General features: G+C 65.3%; 13 protein-coding genes. 3 read left to right on the forward strand and 10 right to left on the reverse strand.

Features of this window, described 5'->3' with window-relative positions; all coding sequences use genetic code 11:
- Positions 1-48 precede the first annotated feature (48 nt).
- Both ED21_RS04815 and ED21_RS04820 read right to left on the reverse strand, forming a co-directional pair.
- Positions 49-330, reverse strand: a complete 282-nt coding sequence (locus tag ED21_RS04815) for an integration host factor subunit beta (RefSeq protein WP_034921591.1) — start codon at positions 328-330, stop codon at positions 49-51.
- A 161-nt stretch (positions 331-491) separates the two neighbouring features.
- A complete protein-coding gene (locus tag ED21_RS04820; RefSeq protein ID WP_006832717.1) occupies positions 492-833 on the reverse strand; it encodes a GntR family transcriptional regulator in 342 nt (113 codons plus the stop codon).
- A 189-nt stretch (positions 834-1,022) separates the two neighbouring features.
- On the opposite strand from ED21_RS04820, the gene ED21_RS04825 reads away from it, so the two are divergent.
- The 3 genes from ED21_RS04825 to ED21_RS04835 all read left to right on the forward strand — a co-directional run bounded on the left by ED21_RS04825 (position 1,023) and on the right by ED21_RS04835 (position 4,207).
- Entirely contained in the window at positions 1,023-2,864 is a 1,842-nt protein-coding gene (locus tag ED21_RS04825; RefSeq protein ID WP_006832718.1) for a peptide MFS transporter, read from the forward strand.
- Positions 2,865-2,930: 66 nt separating this feature from the next.
- Positions 2,931-3,464 carry an FKBP-type peptidyl-prolyl cis-trans isomerase gene (locus ED21_RS04830; RefSeq protein WP_006832719.1) on the forward strand — a complete coding sequence of 178 codons (534 nt, stop codon included), beginning with the start codon at positions 2,931-2,933 and terminating at the stop codon, positions 3,462-3,464.
- 59 nt (positions 3,465-3,523) lie between these two features.
- Entirely contained in the window at positions 3,524-4,207 is a 684-nt protein-coding gene (locus ED21_RS04835; protein WP_006832720.1) for an NnrU family protein, read from the forward strand.
- 165 nt (positions 4,208-4,372) lie between these two features.
- On the opposite strand, the gene ED21_RS04840 is transcribed toward ED21_RS04835, so the two are convergent.
- The 8 genes from ED21_RS04840 to rpe form a co-directional block, all read right to left on the reverse strand.
- Entirely contained in the window at positions 4,373-5,170 is a 798-nt protein-coding gene (locus ED21_RS04840) for a crotonase/enoyl-CoA hydratase family protein (protein ID WP_006832721.1), read from the reverse strand.
- A complete protein-coding gene (locus ED21_RS04845) occupies positions 5,167-5,985 on the reverse strand; it encodes an alpha/beta hydrolase (protein ID WP_156787294.1) in 819 nt (272 codons plus the stop codon). Before ED21_RS04845 ends, ED21_RS04840 begins: the two co-directional genes overlap by 4 nt.
- The gene (gene dxs, locus ED21_RS04850; RefSeq protein ID WP_006832723.1) at positions 5,982-7,904 is read right to left on the reverse strand and encodes a 1-deoxy-D-xylulose-5-phosphate synthase; all 1,923 of its coding nucleotides are present in this window, start codon (positions 7,902-7,904) and stop codon (positions 5,982-5,984) included. The genes ED21_RS04845 and dxs overlap by 4 nt, the downstream gene beginning before the upstream one ends.
- Positions 7,905-7,981: 77 nt before the next feature.
- Entirely contained in the window at positions 7,982-8,449 is a 468-nt protein-coding gene (locus tag ED21_RS04855) for a Fur family transcriptional regulator (protein ID WP_006832724.1), read from the reverse strand.
- Between the two features lie 37 nt (positions 8,450-8,486).
- Positions 8,487-9,167, reverse strand: coding sequence for a peptide-methionine (S)-S-oxide reductase MsrA (gene msrA / locus ED21_RS04860; RefSeq protein ID WP_006832725.1), 681 nt, complete (start codon positions 9,165-9,167; stop codon positions 8,487-8,489).
- A 234-nt stretch (positions 9,168-9,401) separates the two neighbouring features.
- Positions 9,402-10,988, reverse strand: a complete 1,587-nt coding sequence (gene purH / locus ED21_RS04865; protein ID WP_006832727.1) for a bifunctional phosphoribosylaminoimidazolecarboxamide formyltransferase/IMP cyclohydrolase — start codon at positions 10,986-10,988, stop codon at positions 9,402-9,404.
- Positions 10,989-10,996: 8 nt separating this feature from the next.
- Positions 10,997-13,027, reverse strand: a complete 2,031-nt coding sequence (locus ED21_RS04870) for a heparinase II/III family protein (RefSeq protein WP_006832728.1) — start codon at positions 13,025-13,027, stop codon at positions 10,997-10,999.
- On the reverse strand, positions 13,024-13,686 hold the full coding sequence (gene rpe, locus ED21_RS04875; RefSeq protein ID WP_006832729.1) for a ribulose-phosphate 3-epimerase: 663 nt from the start codon (positions 13,684-13,686) through the stop codon (positions 13,024-13,026). Before rpe ends, ED21_RS04870 begins: the two co-directional genes overlap by 4 nt.
- Between the last annotated feature and the right edge of the window lie 205 nt (positions 13,687-13,891).

The raw sequence follows: 13,891 nt of genomic DNA on the forward strand, positions 1-13,891 counted from the left end.
ATCGGAGGATGTGCTGCAATCGCCAAGTTGGGCGAGGGGACGTGCGGCTCAATTCTCGTTGAGTCGCTCGCGGATTTCCTTGCCCGGCTTGAAGTACGGGACCTTCTTGGCTGGGACATCGACGACTTCGCCCGTGCGCGGGTTGCGGCCCTGGCGTGCCTGCCGCTCGCGGGTGGAGAAAGCTCCGAAGCCGCGCAGTTCCACGCGACCGCCTTCGGTCAGTCGCTGGGAGATTTCCTCGAAGAAGATATCGACCACCTGCTCAACCTCTTCGGCCCGCAGGTCGGAATTGTCCTCGGCTATCGCGGTGAGAAGTTCGGATCGGATCATCATGCGCTCTCCCGGTCGCCGTGCAGGGCGATCGTCAAAACTCTGTTAGCGGCCCTGCCGGGCAGCGCCGAGACGCACCCCTATCCCGCCTAAGTGGCAGAATGCGGGGCTTTCCGCAAGTTCCGAGATGGGGCAGGCGCTATTCATGCCACCGGCTGGTGTCACGCGTCGGTCAGCAATTCCGCAGGGGCGATACCGAGCCGGTCCATCCGCTCGCGGATCTCGGGCCATTCCTCCTTGAGGAAACTTTCGCGTTCACGCTGGCGCAGTACGGACGCTGCGCCATCGGCCACGTACATGCCCACCCCGCGCTGCACTTCGACGAGACCGTCGTTCTGGAACTGCTGGTAGGCCTTGGCCACGGTCAGGGGGTTCGCGCCCTGCTCCGCCGCGAGAGCCCGGACCGACGGCAGCATTTCGCCTTCCTTGTAGCGTCCGTCGATGATGGCCGCCGCGATCATGTCGCGCAGCTTGAGATAGACGGGCTTGGACTGGTTGCTCATGACGGATTCCCGGACAGCGAATAGTGCATCAGTGCCATAATACAGCGCGGCGCGCAAGGTTCCCTCAAATGTGGTCGCGCCTGTAACTAATGCTTCACATGAGCGCGCGAACCGCTAGGGTGCGCGCTTTCCAGGGAAGGGGCCAAGCGAAAGCGACGCCGCCAAAATAAAAAGAGGGACACCGATCTTATGGTCGAAGGCATGTTCTTCACATTCGACTCAGCGTTCGAAATGTGGACATTCAGGGTTGCAGTAGTCGCGCTGGCAGCCTTTCTCATCGGAGGCGTGGTGCTCATCACCCGCCCCCAGGAAGAGGTCATCGGACACCCCAAGGGGCTGTTCCTGCTGTTCATGGCCGAAATGTGGGAGCGTTTCTCCTACTACGGCATGCGCGCCCTCCTGATCTTCTACCTCGTCCAGCACTGGCTGTTCTCGGATAGCGAAGCCTCGATCATCTACGGCGCCTATACCGCACTGGTCTACATTACCCCGGTGGTGGGCGGCTATCTTGCCGACCAGTACATCGGCCAGCGCAAGGCGGTGCTGTTCGGCGCGGTCCTGCTGACCTTCGGCCACTTCTTTATGGCGTTCGAAGGATCCGGCGGACAAGGCGACCCGATGATCAACGTGTTCTGGCTTGCTCTTGCCCTCATCATCGTGGGCTCGGGCTTCCTGAAGGCGAATATCTCGGTCATCGTCGGCCAGCTCTATGCGCGCACCGACGTGCGCCGCGATCCGGCCTACACCATCTTCTACATGGGCATTAACGTCGGCGCGGCGACCGCGTCGATCATCTGCGGCTATCTCGGCCAGACCTATGGCTGGCAGTACGGCTTCGGCCTCGCCGGCTTCGGCATGCTGCTGGGTCTTGTGTTCTTCGTCATCGGGAAGCCGCTGCTTCTCGGCAAGGGCGAGCCCAAGGACCCGGCCAAGATCAAGGGCGGCAAGGAATGGGGCATTTACGGCGCCGGCCTTGCCATGGTCGCGCTGTGCTGGGCCGCGATCCAGTTCCAGGAACTGGTCGGCACCGTCCTCGGCGCATTCGGTGGTGCGCTTGTCGCCTATGTGCTGGCCATCGTGACCTTCAAGATGGCCTACGGCTCGTGGAAGGCCGCTCCGCAGGGACCGTTCATGGTCTACCTGCTGGCGGCCGCCACCATGATCGTCGGCATCGTGCTGGCAGCGCTCGGCACGGAGTGGATGGTATGGGTCGCGCTGGGCGGTCTTGCCGTCCTTGTCGCGGTCCTGATCCAGCAGTCGCTGGTCAAGGCATTCGACGAACGTGACCGCATCTTCGCCGCCATGTTCCTGATCCTGACCTCGATCGTCTTCTGGGCGCTGTTCGAGCAGGCCGGTTCGTCGCTCAACCTGTTCACCGACCGTCATGTCGACACGCAGGGCGTGAACGCATCCATGTTTCAGTCGATCAACGCGATCTACATCGTGCTGCTCGCACCGGTCTTCGCGATGCTGTGGCAGGGTCTGGCGCGCAAGGGCAAGGAGCCCAGCACGCCGCTGAAATTCGGCCTTGCCGTGATCCAGGTCGGTCTCGGCTTCCTCGTCCTCGTCTGGGGCGCGGAGAGCGTGGGCTTGAACGTCCCGACGCCGGTCATCTTCATCTTCCTCATCTACCTGCTGCACACCACCGGTGAGCTTTGCCTCAGCCCGGTCGGCCTGTCGGCGATGAACCGCCTGAGCCCGGCCCATATGGCCAGTCTCGTTATGGGCACCTGGTTCTTCGCTTCGGCCACGGGTAACTTCGCTGCCGGCCTCATCGCCGCCGCAACGGGCGCCGAAGGCGTGGGCGAGGAAGCGGGCAAGCAGGTCGTGCTCGACGTCTACTCGACCGTCGGCTGGTACGCCGTCGGCATCGGTGTCGCCGTGATGGTGGTCAGCCCGCTGATCAAAAAGCTGATGCACCTCGACACGATCCGCGACGACAATGTCGGCGACGATCTCGAAGGCCAGGCCGGTGCCGGTCTCGAATCGATGGAAGGCGGGGTCCACCCGACGACCAAGCCGACTGCCTGACAAGGCATCGACACAAGAGAGAGGGCGCGGCTTGAAACCGCGCCCTTTTTCGTGTCTGGGCGCGGTATGACGAAGAAGTCCGAAAGCCGCCCCGCCCTGCCGCGCGAAATGCGCTTCATGTTCGCTGCCGTGGGCGCGGCAATCGCCTCCGTCGGCATTCAGGCGGCCATGGCGCAGGAGGAGCGTCCCGACCGCTCGCAGGACATTGCCTGGATGAGCGCGCAGCAGGCCTATCTCGCCAAGCTGTCGCCCGAGGACGGCTGGCGCAGCATGGAGGGCGGGCTTCGCTGGCGCTATGTCGAATACGCAGGGTCGCAAGAGAAGCCCCGACTCAACGACCGCGTCACCGTGCATTACGCGGGCACCTTCATCGACGGCACGACCTTCGATTCCAGCTTCGATCGCGGCGAACCCGCCACCTTCCCGCTCCATCGCCTGGTCGAGGCGTGGCAGATGGCCATCCCCCAGATGGGCGTGGGCGACACGATCGAGATCGCCGCGCCCGCCGACCTCGCCTATGGCCCCAAGGGCAAGGGGCCGATCCCCGGCGGCGCGACGCTGCTGTTCACCGTAAAGCTGATCGCCATTCCCGAGGACTGACGCCCGCTTGCCGGGCGCGCGATGTGTGGTAGCCTTGCCGCGCAGGAGGGAAGGCTTTCATGGACCCACTCGTTTCGCTCATCGCCGCATCGCTGGCCTTCGTCGGCACGCATTTCGCGCTATCGCATCCCTTGCGCGCACCGCTCGCCGGGCGGATCGGGGAGAACGGGTTTCGCGGGCTCTATTCGGTCGTCGCGCTGGGGACGTTCGTCTGGGCGGTGACCGCCTTTCGCGCGGTCGGCCCGGGCGACGCGCCGCTGTGGCACGGCATGAGCGAAGTCCTGTGGGCGATCGGGACCGTCGTGATGCTGCTGGCCTCGGTCCTGCTGGCCGGGTCTTTCTTGCGCAACCCCGCCCTGCCCGATCCCCGCGCGGCGCAGCATGCTGCTGCCGGGCCGCACGGGGTCTTCCATGTCACGCGCCACCCGATGATGTGGAGTTTCGCGCTCTGGGCGGGCGTGCATATCCTGCTGAGCCCGACACCGCGCCAGCTCGTGCTGGCCGGGGCGCTCGGCTTCCTCGCGCTGGTCGGCGCCCGCATGCAGGATCGCAAGAAGGAGCAGCTGATGGGCGAGGCCTGGGCCGGGTGGGAGGCGCAGACGAGCTACTGGCCGCGGCTGGGACGGATTGCCAGGTCCGGGACCGTCGCCTGGATCGGGGGCATAGTGATCTGGCTCGCGGCCACTTACGGCCATATCCACGCGAACGGCGTGCCGGCAGGGCTGTGGCGCTGGATCGGCTAGCCGCCGCGTTCAGCCTTCCGGGCGCGAGGGTGAACCATGGAACACATGGAACACGGTCCTGGAACAAGAACCGGCCAGCCCCACTAGGGCTGCGCCAGCGGGAAATCTCGACGGTTTGAAAGAGCCGCTGACGGCATACCAGCGGCCTGCAGCTGTAGGACAGCGCTACCTGCCCCGGAACTGCGGTGCGCGTTTCTCGATCAGGGCGTCGACCCCCTCCATGTGATCCTCGGTCGAATGCATCAGAGCCTGCGCGTTGGCCGCCATTTCGAGCGCCGCATCGTAAGTGGTCGAGCGACCCTGGCGCATGAGGTTCTTCGCCTGCCGCAGCGCGTGCGGCGGCATCGCCGCAACCTTGGCGGCGAGACCAAGCGCCTCGTCCGTCAGTGAATCATGTTCGAGCACGCGGCTCACAAGACCCCAGTCGAGCGCGGTGGAGGCGTCAATCACATCGCCGGTGTAGAAGAGCTCCGCCGCGCGCGCCTCGCCAATGATGCGCGGCAGGATCCATGTGCCGCCGTCGCCCGGAATGATGCCGAGCTTGAGGAAGGTGACGCCGAATTTCGCCTTCTCGCTCGCAATTCGCATGTCCGCGAGGCAGGCAAGGTCGCAGCCCAGTCCGATGGCCGGCCCGTTGACCGCTGCGATCAGTGGCACGCGTAGCGAATAGAGCGCGCGCAGGATCTTGTGGATGTTGTTGCGATATCCATCGGCAATCTCGGGCGCGGTGCCGCCGAAATTGCCGGTCTTCTCCTTCATCGCCTTGATGTCGCCACCCGCGGAAAAGGCGCGTCCCGCCCCAGTGAGGATTACACAGCGCACATCGAGATCGGCGTTGATCGCATCGCAGGCCGCGACGAAGGCATCCCCGTCGCCCGCCGCGCCGAGCGGATTCATGCTTTCGGGCCGATTGAGAGTGAGGGTGGTGACGTGGTCGGCGGTGTCGATCTGGAGGAGGCTCATCGGGCTTCGCTTTCTTCGGGGTGCTTTGCGAGAAATGTCAGAACGGCCTCTTCGGCCTCGTCGTCCCAGGCAAGGTCGTGGCCCTTGCCGGGAAAGATGACCAGTTCGGCATCGTCCCGCACCGAAGCAAGTTGGTGTGCGTGCGCCTCCGGGATGAGCGTATCGGCAGTGCCGTGGAGGATAAGGACCGGTGCGGCGACTTGGGCGAGTTTCCGTTCGTTATCATAACGCGAACGCAGGAGAAGGCGGGTCGGCAGGAAACGCAGCTTCTCCGCCGCAAGCTGGCGAAGGCTTGCGAATGGCGAAATCAGGATGAGGGCGCGAGGAGCGTGCTCGCTGGCAAGCTGTGTTGCGACGCCCGACCCGATGGAATTGCCTATCAGCACCATTTCGTTCGCCGCAACTCCTTGCTGGGCGAGGAAACCGAGGGCAGCGCGGCCGTCTGCATACAATCCCTCTTCGCTGGGATGTCCTGGATTGCCGCGATAGCCGCGATATTCCGCGGCCAGCACGCCGTATCCGGCTGGCACGAGGCGGTCGGTTGCGACCACGCTGGAGACCCAATCGGCACCGTTGCCGTGAAAATAGGCAATTGTCGGAAAGCCGGGTGTGGCCGGTCGGTAGCCCGCGGTGATGTCGAGCCCATCGCTGGTGCGATATGTGACTTCCTCAAAGCCACCGGTGGCCGGGCCGATGCCCTGTGGCGCAGGGTAGATCAGCCGCTCCTGCTGGTTCCACAGCAGCAGCGCGACAGCTAAGTAGGAAATGAGAAGAAGGCCGAAAAACCACATGGTCTTGCGGACCAGTGGGCTCAAGCCCGCGCCTCTTCCACGCCTGCGCTGTTATGCCTCAGCGCGCTGAGCACCGTGTCAACGATATGCGGCGCGTTGAGGCCCGCCTCGTCATACTGCTTCGTCGGATCGTCCTGGTCCTGGAAGGCATCGGGCAGGCGCATGGTGCGTACCTTTAGCCCGCCATCCGTTAGGCCCTCGTCGCTGGCGTAGGTCAGCACATGCGCGCCGAGTCCGCCCACGGCGCCTTCCTCGATGGTTACCACGACCTCGTGGCTGCGCATGATTTGCTCGATCAGCGCAGTGTCGAGCGGCTTGGCAAAGCGCATGTCGGCGACGGTCGTCGACAGGCCCTTGGCTTCCAGCTGGTCGGCGGCCTTCTTGGCCTCCTCCAGCCGCGCGCCCAAGGAAAGGATGGCGACCTTGCTGCCTTCGCGCATGATGCGGCCCTTGCCGATCTCAAACTTTTCGAGCTTCTCCGGAATTTCGACGCCGGTGCCTGCGCCGCGCGGATAGCGGAAGGCGATGGGGCCATCATCATATTCGGCCGCCGTGTAGGTCATATGCGCCAGCTCCGCCTCGTCGGCGGCGGCCATGACCACGAAATTGGGCAGCGTGGCGAGATAGGTTATGTCGAAGCTTCCGGCGTGCGTGCAGCCATCCGCACCGACCAGCCCGGCGCGATCGATGGCGAAGCGCACGGGCAGGTTCTGGATCGCCACGTCATGCACCACCTGGTCGTAGGCGCGCTGGAGGAAGGTCGAATAGATCGCGGCGAAGGGCCGCATGCCTTCCGCGGCAAGGCCGGCGGCAAACGTCACGCCGTGCTGTTCGGCGATGCCGACGTCGAAGGCCTTGTCGGGATGCGCTTGCGCGAATTTGTCGACGCCCGTCCCGCTCGGCATGGCGGCGGTGATGGCGCAGATGCGCGGATCGTCGTTGGCGAGCTTGGCCAGCGTTTCGCCGAAGACGTTCTGGTAGGCGGGCGGGCCGCCGCTCGACTTCTTCTGCTCGCCGGTCACGACATCGAACTTGGCGACGCCGTGGTATTTGTCGGCGCTGTTTTCGGCGGGCGCGTAGCCCTTGCCCTTTTGCGTCACCACATGGATCAGCACCGGGCCCTGCTCGCTGTCACGCACATTTTCGAGCACCGGGATGAGGTGGTCGAGGTTGTGCCCGTCGATCGGGCCGACGTAATAGAAGCCGAGCTCTTCGAACAGCGTGCCACCGGTGACCATGCCGCGCGCGTATTCCTCGGCCTTTTCCAGGCTGGAATGGACGCGTCGGCTGAGCTTCTTCGACAAGCGCGAGGCAAGGCTGCGCAGGCCGAGATATTCGCTGCTCGACACGGTGCGCGCGAGATAGGCCGATAGCCCGCCCACGGGCGGGGCGATCGACATGTCGTTATCGTTGAGGATCACCACCAGGCGATTGCCCGCCTGTTCGGCGTTGTTCATCGCCTCATAGGCCATGCCGGCGCTCATCGCGCCGTCGCCGATCACGGCAATGCCGCGGCCCGGGCGGCCCTGCATCTTGTTGGCCATGGCAAAGCCGAGCGCGGCGCTGATCGAGGTCGAGGAATGCGCGGCGCCAAAGGGATCGTATTCGCTCTCGCTGCGCTTGGTGAAACCCGACAGGCCCCCACCCTGGCGCAGGGTGCGGATACGGTCGCGGCGACCGGTGAGGATCTTGTGCGGATAGCACTGGTGGCCCACGTCCCACACCAGCTTGTCGGTCGGCGTGTCGAACACGTAATGGATGGCGGTGGTCAGCTCGACCACGCCAAGGCCGGAACCGAGATGCCCGCCGGTGGTCCCGACCGCGTCGATCATTTCAGTGCGCAGTTCGTCGGATAGCTGGCGGAGCTGGTCCTGCTTCAGCTTGCGCAGGTCGGCGGGTGTGTCGACCGTGTCGAGCAGAGGGGTATGGGGGCGTTCACTCATACGAATGTTCTACACGCGGATTTCCGAACTGTCGATGAACGGTTTACCGCTGATAATGCACGGCTTGGCGCTGGCGCTCAGGCGGCGCAGTCGTCACACAACCCGCGCAGCTCGACCACAGGGCGCACATCGGTGAAGCCCGCGTCCTTTCCCGCCTCGCGCAACGCGCCTGTGACGCGGTCGTCGTCGATATGGGTGGCCTTGCCGCAATCGTCGCAGATGAGGAAGATACAGTCGTGGCGGCAGCCCGGGTGCGTGTTGACGAGATAGGCGTTCGCGCTCTCGATCCGGTTGGCGAGATTGGTCCGCACGAAGAGATCGAGGATGCGATAGACGCTGTTGGGCGCGACCCTCTTGCCGCGTGCGGCCGAAAGGTTGTCGGCAATGTCATAGGCACTGGCGGGCTTTTCGTGCCGCGCGAGTTCCTGGAACACGGACTGGCGCATGCCGGTCCACTGCTCGCCGGCGTCGGTCAGAGTGAGGCGAGCGGCGTCGATCAGATCGTCGCCCGAATGTTCGTGATGCGCGTGTGCGTGTCCTGCCATGCGTCAGGAGGTAAGACGCGTCGCGCAAGCGCGCAAGTCAGTTGCGGCGGAACTCGGCCCGGTAGAGCGCGGGGTATAGCCGCTTGAGGGCCGCCACCTTGGGCGCGTCCCAGCGCAGGATATAGCCGTGGCGCGGGTTCTTTGCGGCGAAGTCCTGGTGGTAGGTTTCGGCGGCGTAGAAGGTGCGGGCCGGCTCGATGCTCGTGACGATCGGCGCGTCCCACTTGCCGCTCTTGGGCAGCTGGGCCAGATAGCTTCCCGCCACCGTGCGTTGTTCGGCAGACAGGGGAATCAGCTCGGCGTTGTAGTGCGCGCCGCGGTCGGGGCCCTGGCGGTTCTTGAGCGTGGGGTCGATCACCACCGAGAAGAAGATGCGCAGCAGCTGATCATAGCGCACGACGCTGGGGTCGTAGGTGACCTTCACCGCCTCGACATGGTCAGTTACGCCCGAGGATACGAGGCTGTAATCGGCCTGGCGCTTCGTCCCGCCGTGATAGCCCGAGACGGCGCTGGTCACGCCCTTGGTGTGGCTGAAGACGGCCTCGACGCCCCAGAAACAGCCTCCGGCGAAGATCGCAGTTTTCAGACCCTTGCCTTCGCTGGCCTTGCGCGCAGCTGCGGGCGCCTCGACCACCTTTTCGGCGGCGAAGGCGGGCTGCTGGCAGGCGGAAGCGAAGGTGAGCGCGCCTGCCGCCATGATAAGGGCGGCACGGCGCATCAAAGGACCGCCGCGATGGCCGAGACGATTTCCGTCCCGTTGGAGAAGGCGATGACAAAGGTTCCGGCGAGGAAGCCGATGCCGAAATTGCGATAGAGGTCGGGGCTGAAGAGGTTCATGTCGTATTCTTTCGTGGACTTATCCCACGTGGTTACACATCGCCCGATGTAAAGGCGCTGAATGGCTTGGTTGTGCGGCGTTCAGGACCGATTGTGGCCGCCCGGCAAAGGCCCCTTAGTGCCGGAAGTGTCGCATTCCGGTAAACACCATGGCGAGGCCCTGTTCGTCCGCTGCGGCGACCACTTCCTCGTCGCGGATCGAGCCGCCCGGCTGGATGATCGCAGTTGCGCCCGCCTCGGCGGCGGCCTGCAGGCCGTCGGCGAAGGGGAAGAAGGCGTCCGAGGCCACGGCGCTGCCCACGGCACGGCTCTGGTCCCAGCTGTATTTCTCGGCAGCTTCGGCGGCCTTGATCGCGGCGATGCGCGAGCTGTCGCGGCGGTTCATCTGCCCAGCACCGATGCCCGCCGTCGCGCCGTCCTTGGCGTAGACGATGGCGTTCGATTTCACGTGGCGCGCCACGGTCCAGGCGAAGAGACAGTCCTTCAGTTCTTGGCTTGTCGGTTCGCGTTTGGTGACGACCTTGAGGTCGGCTTCGGTAATCGCGCCGTTGTCGCGCGTCTGGACGAGCAGGCCGCCGGTGATCGGCTTGACGAGCAGTCCGCCCCGGCGCGGGTCGGGCAGGTCGCCGGTGACGAGCAGGCGCAGGTTCTTTTTCTTCGCAAAGGCGGCACGGGCCTCGTCGCTGACCGACGGGGCGATGACGACTTCGGTGAAGATCTGGCAGATCGCCTCGGCGGTTTCGCCGTCGAGCTCGGTGTTGACCGCGACGATGCCGCCAAAGGCCGAAACGCTGTCGCACTGCAGCGCCTCGTTCCACGCATCGATCAGCCTCGCGCCTTGCGCGACGCCGCAGGGGTTGGCGTGCTTCACGATCACGACCGCCGGCTCGCCGCCGGCAAATTCGGCGCACAGCTCGAGCGCGGCGTCGGCGTCGTTGTAATTGTTGTAGCTGAGTTCCTTGCCCTGCAGCTGCTCGGCCTGCGCGATGCCCTTCGCGTGCGGGCCAACCGGGGTGTATAGCGCCGCCTTCTGGTGCGGGTTCTCGCCATAGCGCAAGGTCACCGGCGCCTTGCCGTTGATGGCGAGGAAGTCGGGGAACAGCTGCTGCTGGTCCGAAAAACCGAACCACTGGCTGATCATCGAATCATAGGCGGCGGTTGCAGCGAAGGCCTTAGCCACGCATTTGCGGCGGAAGTCGAGGCTGGTCGCACCGCTGGCTTCCAGCTCGCCCAGCAGCGTGTCGTAATCGGCCGGGTCGGTGACGATGGTGACGAACTGATGGTTCTTCGCCGCGCTGCGCACCATGGACGGCCCGCCGATATCGATGTTCTCGATGATCTCGTCGCGCTCCGCGCCCTTGGCGACGGTCGCCTCGAAGGGATAGAGATTGACCACCACGAGGTCGATCGCGCCGATTGCGTGTTCCTCCATGGCGGCCGCGTGCTCGGGATTGTCGCGCACGGCGAGGAGCCCGCCGTGAACCATGGGGTGCAGCGTCTTCACGCGGCCGTCCATCATTTCGGGAAAACCGGTGAGGTCGGAGACGTCCTTCACCTCGAGGCCCGCTTCGCGCAGCGCCTTCGCCGTACCACCGGTCGAGACCAGCTCGACACCCTTGGCGGCCAGCGCCTTGCCCAGATCCACCAAACCGCTCTTGTCGGACACCGAAAGAAGTGCCCGCTTGATTGCCACGTCTGACATTGAAACTTCTATCCCATTTTCTTGAGCAGCCAGGGGAAGCGTTCCCCGCTGCGAGCGGCCATGCCTTCGACCACGATCTGCTGCGTGCCATGCGGACGGCCCTGGCCATCGACCCAGAGGCTGTCCTCCAGCGCGCAGTGCGCCTCGCCGCTAGAACCTGCGAGGCGGAATTGCCAGTAGCTTGCGTCGGCCAGCGCCAGATGAACGCCCATTGCGTCGTCGGTCAGCCTGGCCTCCACTCCGCGCCCGAGGTGGAAGCGGATGGCGAATCCGATCTTGCCGCGCTTGCCCTTGCGTCCCGAAGGCTCGAGCACATCCTCTCCGCGCAGTTCTGTGCCGTCGTCGGAAAGGATGAGGATGCGGCGATGCAGTAGCCCGTGGCGTGCGACATACCCGTTGTGCGAGGCTTCCAGCTTGGCCGCCTTGCGTTCGTTCGTGTGGACCGTCTCGCGGTGGAAATCGACTTCCTCCACCCCCTTGCCGATCTTGCCGTTGATTAGGACGGCGGTGGAATTCGCCTCGTCCAGCACCAGCGTCGAATGGGCCGAGGTGCCGCGCAATCCCTGTTCGATTCGCGCAGGCACCAGCGCTCCGGCAAGCTCCGCGCCGCCGCAATTGACGACGATCCGCTGAGCCCCATGCGAAAATTCGAATGCCAGCGTCGAAGCGCAGCCGTGGCGCGCGTGGCGCGGCTTGGGCGGCGGTGCGGCGTCCATCACCAGCACGCCTTCCTTCGCGCGGACGCGCTGGTAGCCCCAGTGCCGAGCATCGACCATCGGCCGTGCGCGCACGCCGCTAGCGGTCACCAGCGAGTCGAGCGCCGGTTCGCCCACGACGGCGCTGCCCTGCCAGCTGCCGAGGCCCCTGTCCCCCATGCGCAGCGAAAGCAGCGCCGGGACCAGCAGGCCGAGCAGCGCGTCGAGGACGGTGGGCGGCTCTTCCTTCACCGCTTCGTAGCAGGCGCGAAGATCGGTCAGCAGCGCAATCGCCTGCGCCTGCGCGGTCGGACTGCGCGAGAGCACCCCGCCGTCGTCGCTCACCAGTTCGCCCAGCGTGCGCAGCAGGCCGGCTTCGCCATGCAAGCGGCGCGGCTTGCCGTCGGGAAGCAGCAGACCGGCCGCCACGATGGCGGTCCAGCCGGTGACCTGCGCCATCCGGTCTTCGCCGTTCGCCACCTGCCGGTCGAGCCAGCGTGCGGTCATCTCGATCGCCTCGAGCAGCGGGTTCTTGAGCCTTTCGCCTTCGCCCGAAAGCAGGACAGGCGTGTGCACCAGCCAATTGAGGAGGCGCAGGCCCGCAAGTTCGACATCCCACGCCGGCCCCTTGCCCGGCTCAGGGTTCTTGGCGAGCCACTTCTCGAAGATCGCGCCCGAGGTATCCGCGCATTGCCCGCGCGGTGCGCAGGATGAGAGGTCGCGCATCCAGGTAAATCCGTGGACCGCCCGCACGAAAGGCTCGGCTAGCTTCGAGGGCGAGCCGAAGTCGAGCTTCGCGATCGCCACTTTCAGCCCGGCGACCTGCATCTGCCCCGCGCGCAGAGACATGCCCGCCACGCGGTCGCCCGCCAGCGGGGTTTCGACCATGGCGAGGAAGCGCGGGCGGGCAGGCTTGCGCAGCGGCGCGGCGAGCACCGAGCCGGGCACGCCCATCTTGTATCCCCAGCGGACCAGCGCATCGAGCGCGCCGCCATGCGGGAGGGCGAAGTCGGCCGGCACGAGCGAGCGCGCCGGTTCGAGCGGTTCGGGATCGATCTCCGGCTCGGGCGCCGGTGTGACGACTGGCCTGGGTGCCGGCTCGGCCACCGGGGCAGGCGTCGCTGCAGCCGGCTCGGGCTCGACCGCGATCCTGGCCTCGGATCCCGCTTCGGGCACGGGCGCGGAATTCGTCGCCTCGATCGCCTCTTCGATATCGATCTGGTCGGACTCGACCTCGTCCTCGACCAGAGGTTCGGGATCGTCGAACAGCGGCAGGGCGACCTGGACCTCGTGCCCGGCATCCTCGCGCGCGGCGCTGAGGAGGTCGGAGTGCCCCTCGCTCATCCCCGCCCCTTCAGAGCAGCAATGTTGGAGGCGTATTTCTCCGGCCCGCCCCGGAAAGTGGCCGATCCGGCAACCAGCACATCGGCCCCCGCCTCCACGCAAAGCGGTGCGGTGGTCGGGTCGACCCCGCCGTCGACCTCGAGGCGGATGTCCTTGCCGCATTGATCGATCATCTTGCGGATCGCTTCGATCTTGCGCAGCTGCGAATGGATGAAGCTCTGCCCACCGAAACCGGGATTGACGCTCATCACCAGCACGAGGTCGACTTCCTCGATGAGGTAGTCGAGCATCTTCGCAGGCGTGCCCGGGTTGAGCACCACGCCCGCCTGCTTGCCGAGGTTCTTGATCGCCTGCAGCGTGCGATGGATGTGCGGGCCAGCTTCCGGATGGACGGTGATGATGTCCGCGCCGGCTTCGGCAAAAGCCTCAAGGTAAGGGTCGACCGGTTCGATCATCAGGTGGACGTCGAAGGGCTTCTTCGTATGCGGGCGCAGCGCCTTCACCACGGCTGGACCGATGGTGATGTTGGGCACGTAATGCCCGTCCATCACATCGATGTGGATCCAGTCCGCCCCGGCCTCGTCGACCGCGCGAACCTCCTCGCCCAGCCGGGCGAAATCGGCGGAAAGGATCGAGGGAGAAATCAGCGGAACGGTCATAGAGCCCTGTCCGGCGTTGAAAGGGTACGTACGCGAGCGGGAAATACCCCTCTCCACCGCGCCTCCACAAGCTTGTCCGCAGGCTTATCCACCGGTGACCGGCTGGGGAGACGATTGCCAAACGGATCGACGTGCCCGATCAATTCAGCGCGAATTAAGCGTGTCATCTATAGATATGAGCCTAAACAACGGTGGCTTTCGCCGC

The sequence above is a fragment of the Erythrobacter sp. SD-21 genome (genome assembly GCF_000181515.1).
GTDB lineage: Bacteria > Pseudomonadota > Alphaproteobacteria > Sphingomonadales > Sphingomonadaceae > Qipengyuania.

Excerpts from the sequence above, each read along its gene's own strand:
- ED21_RS04840 (WP_006832721.1), bottom strand. The coding sequence starts at position 5,170 with ATGAGCCTCCTCCAGATCGACACCGCCGACCACGTCACCACCCTCACT.
- ED21_RS04855 (WP_006832724.1), bottom strand. The coding sequence starts at position 8,449 with ATGGCAGGACACGCACACGCGCATCACGAACATTCGGGCGACGATCTG.
- ED21_RS04835 (WP_006832720.1), top strand. The coding sequence starts at position 3,524 with ATGGACCCACTCGTTTCGCTCATCGCCGCATCGCTGGCCTTCGTCGGC.
- ED21_RS04820 (WP_006832717.1), bottom strand. The coding sequence starts at position 833 with ATGAGCAACCAGTCCAAGCCCGTCTATCTCAAGCTGCGCGACATGATC.
- ED21_RS04870 (WP_006832728.1), bottom strand. The coding sequence starts at position 13,027 with ATGAGCGAGGGGCACTCCGACCTCCTCAGCGCCGCGCGCGAGGATGCC.
- ED21_RS04830 (WP_006832719.1), top strand. The coding sequence starts at position 2,931 with ATGACGAAGAAGTCCGAAAGCCGCCCCGCCCTGCCGCGCGAAATGCGC.
- purH (WP_006832727.1), bottom strand. The coding sequence starts at position 10,988 with ATGTCAGACGTGGCAATCAAGCGGGCACTTCTTTCGGTGTCCGACAAG.
- ED21_RS04815 (WP_034921591.1), bottom strand. The coding sequence starts at position 330 with ATGATCCGATCCGAACTTCTCACCGCGATAGCCGAGGACAATTCCGAC.
- msrA (WP_006832725.1), bottom strand. The coding sequence starts at position 9,167 with ATGCGCCGTGCCGCCCTTATCATGGCGGCAGGCGCGCTCACCTTCGCT.
- dxs (WP_006832723.1), bottom strand. The coding sequence starts at position 7,904 with ATGAGTGAACGCCCCCATACCCCTCTGCTCGACACGGTCGACACACCC.
- ED21_RS04825 (WP_006832718.1), top strand. The coding sequence starts at position 1,023 with ATGGTCGAAGGCATGTTCTTCACATTCGACTCAGCGTTCGAAATGTGG.
- rpe (WP_006832729.1), bottom strand. The coding sequence starts at position 13,686 with ATGACCGTTCCGCTGATTTCTCCCTCGATCCTTTCCGCCGATTTCGCC.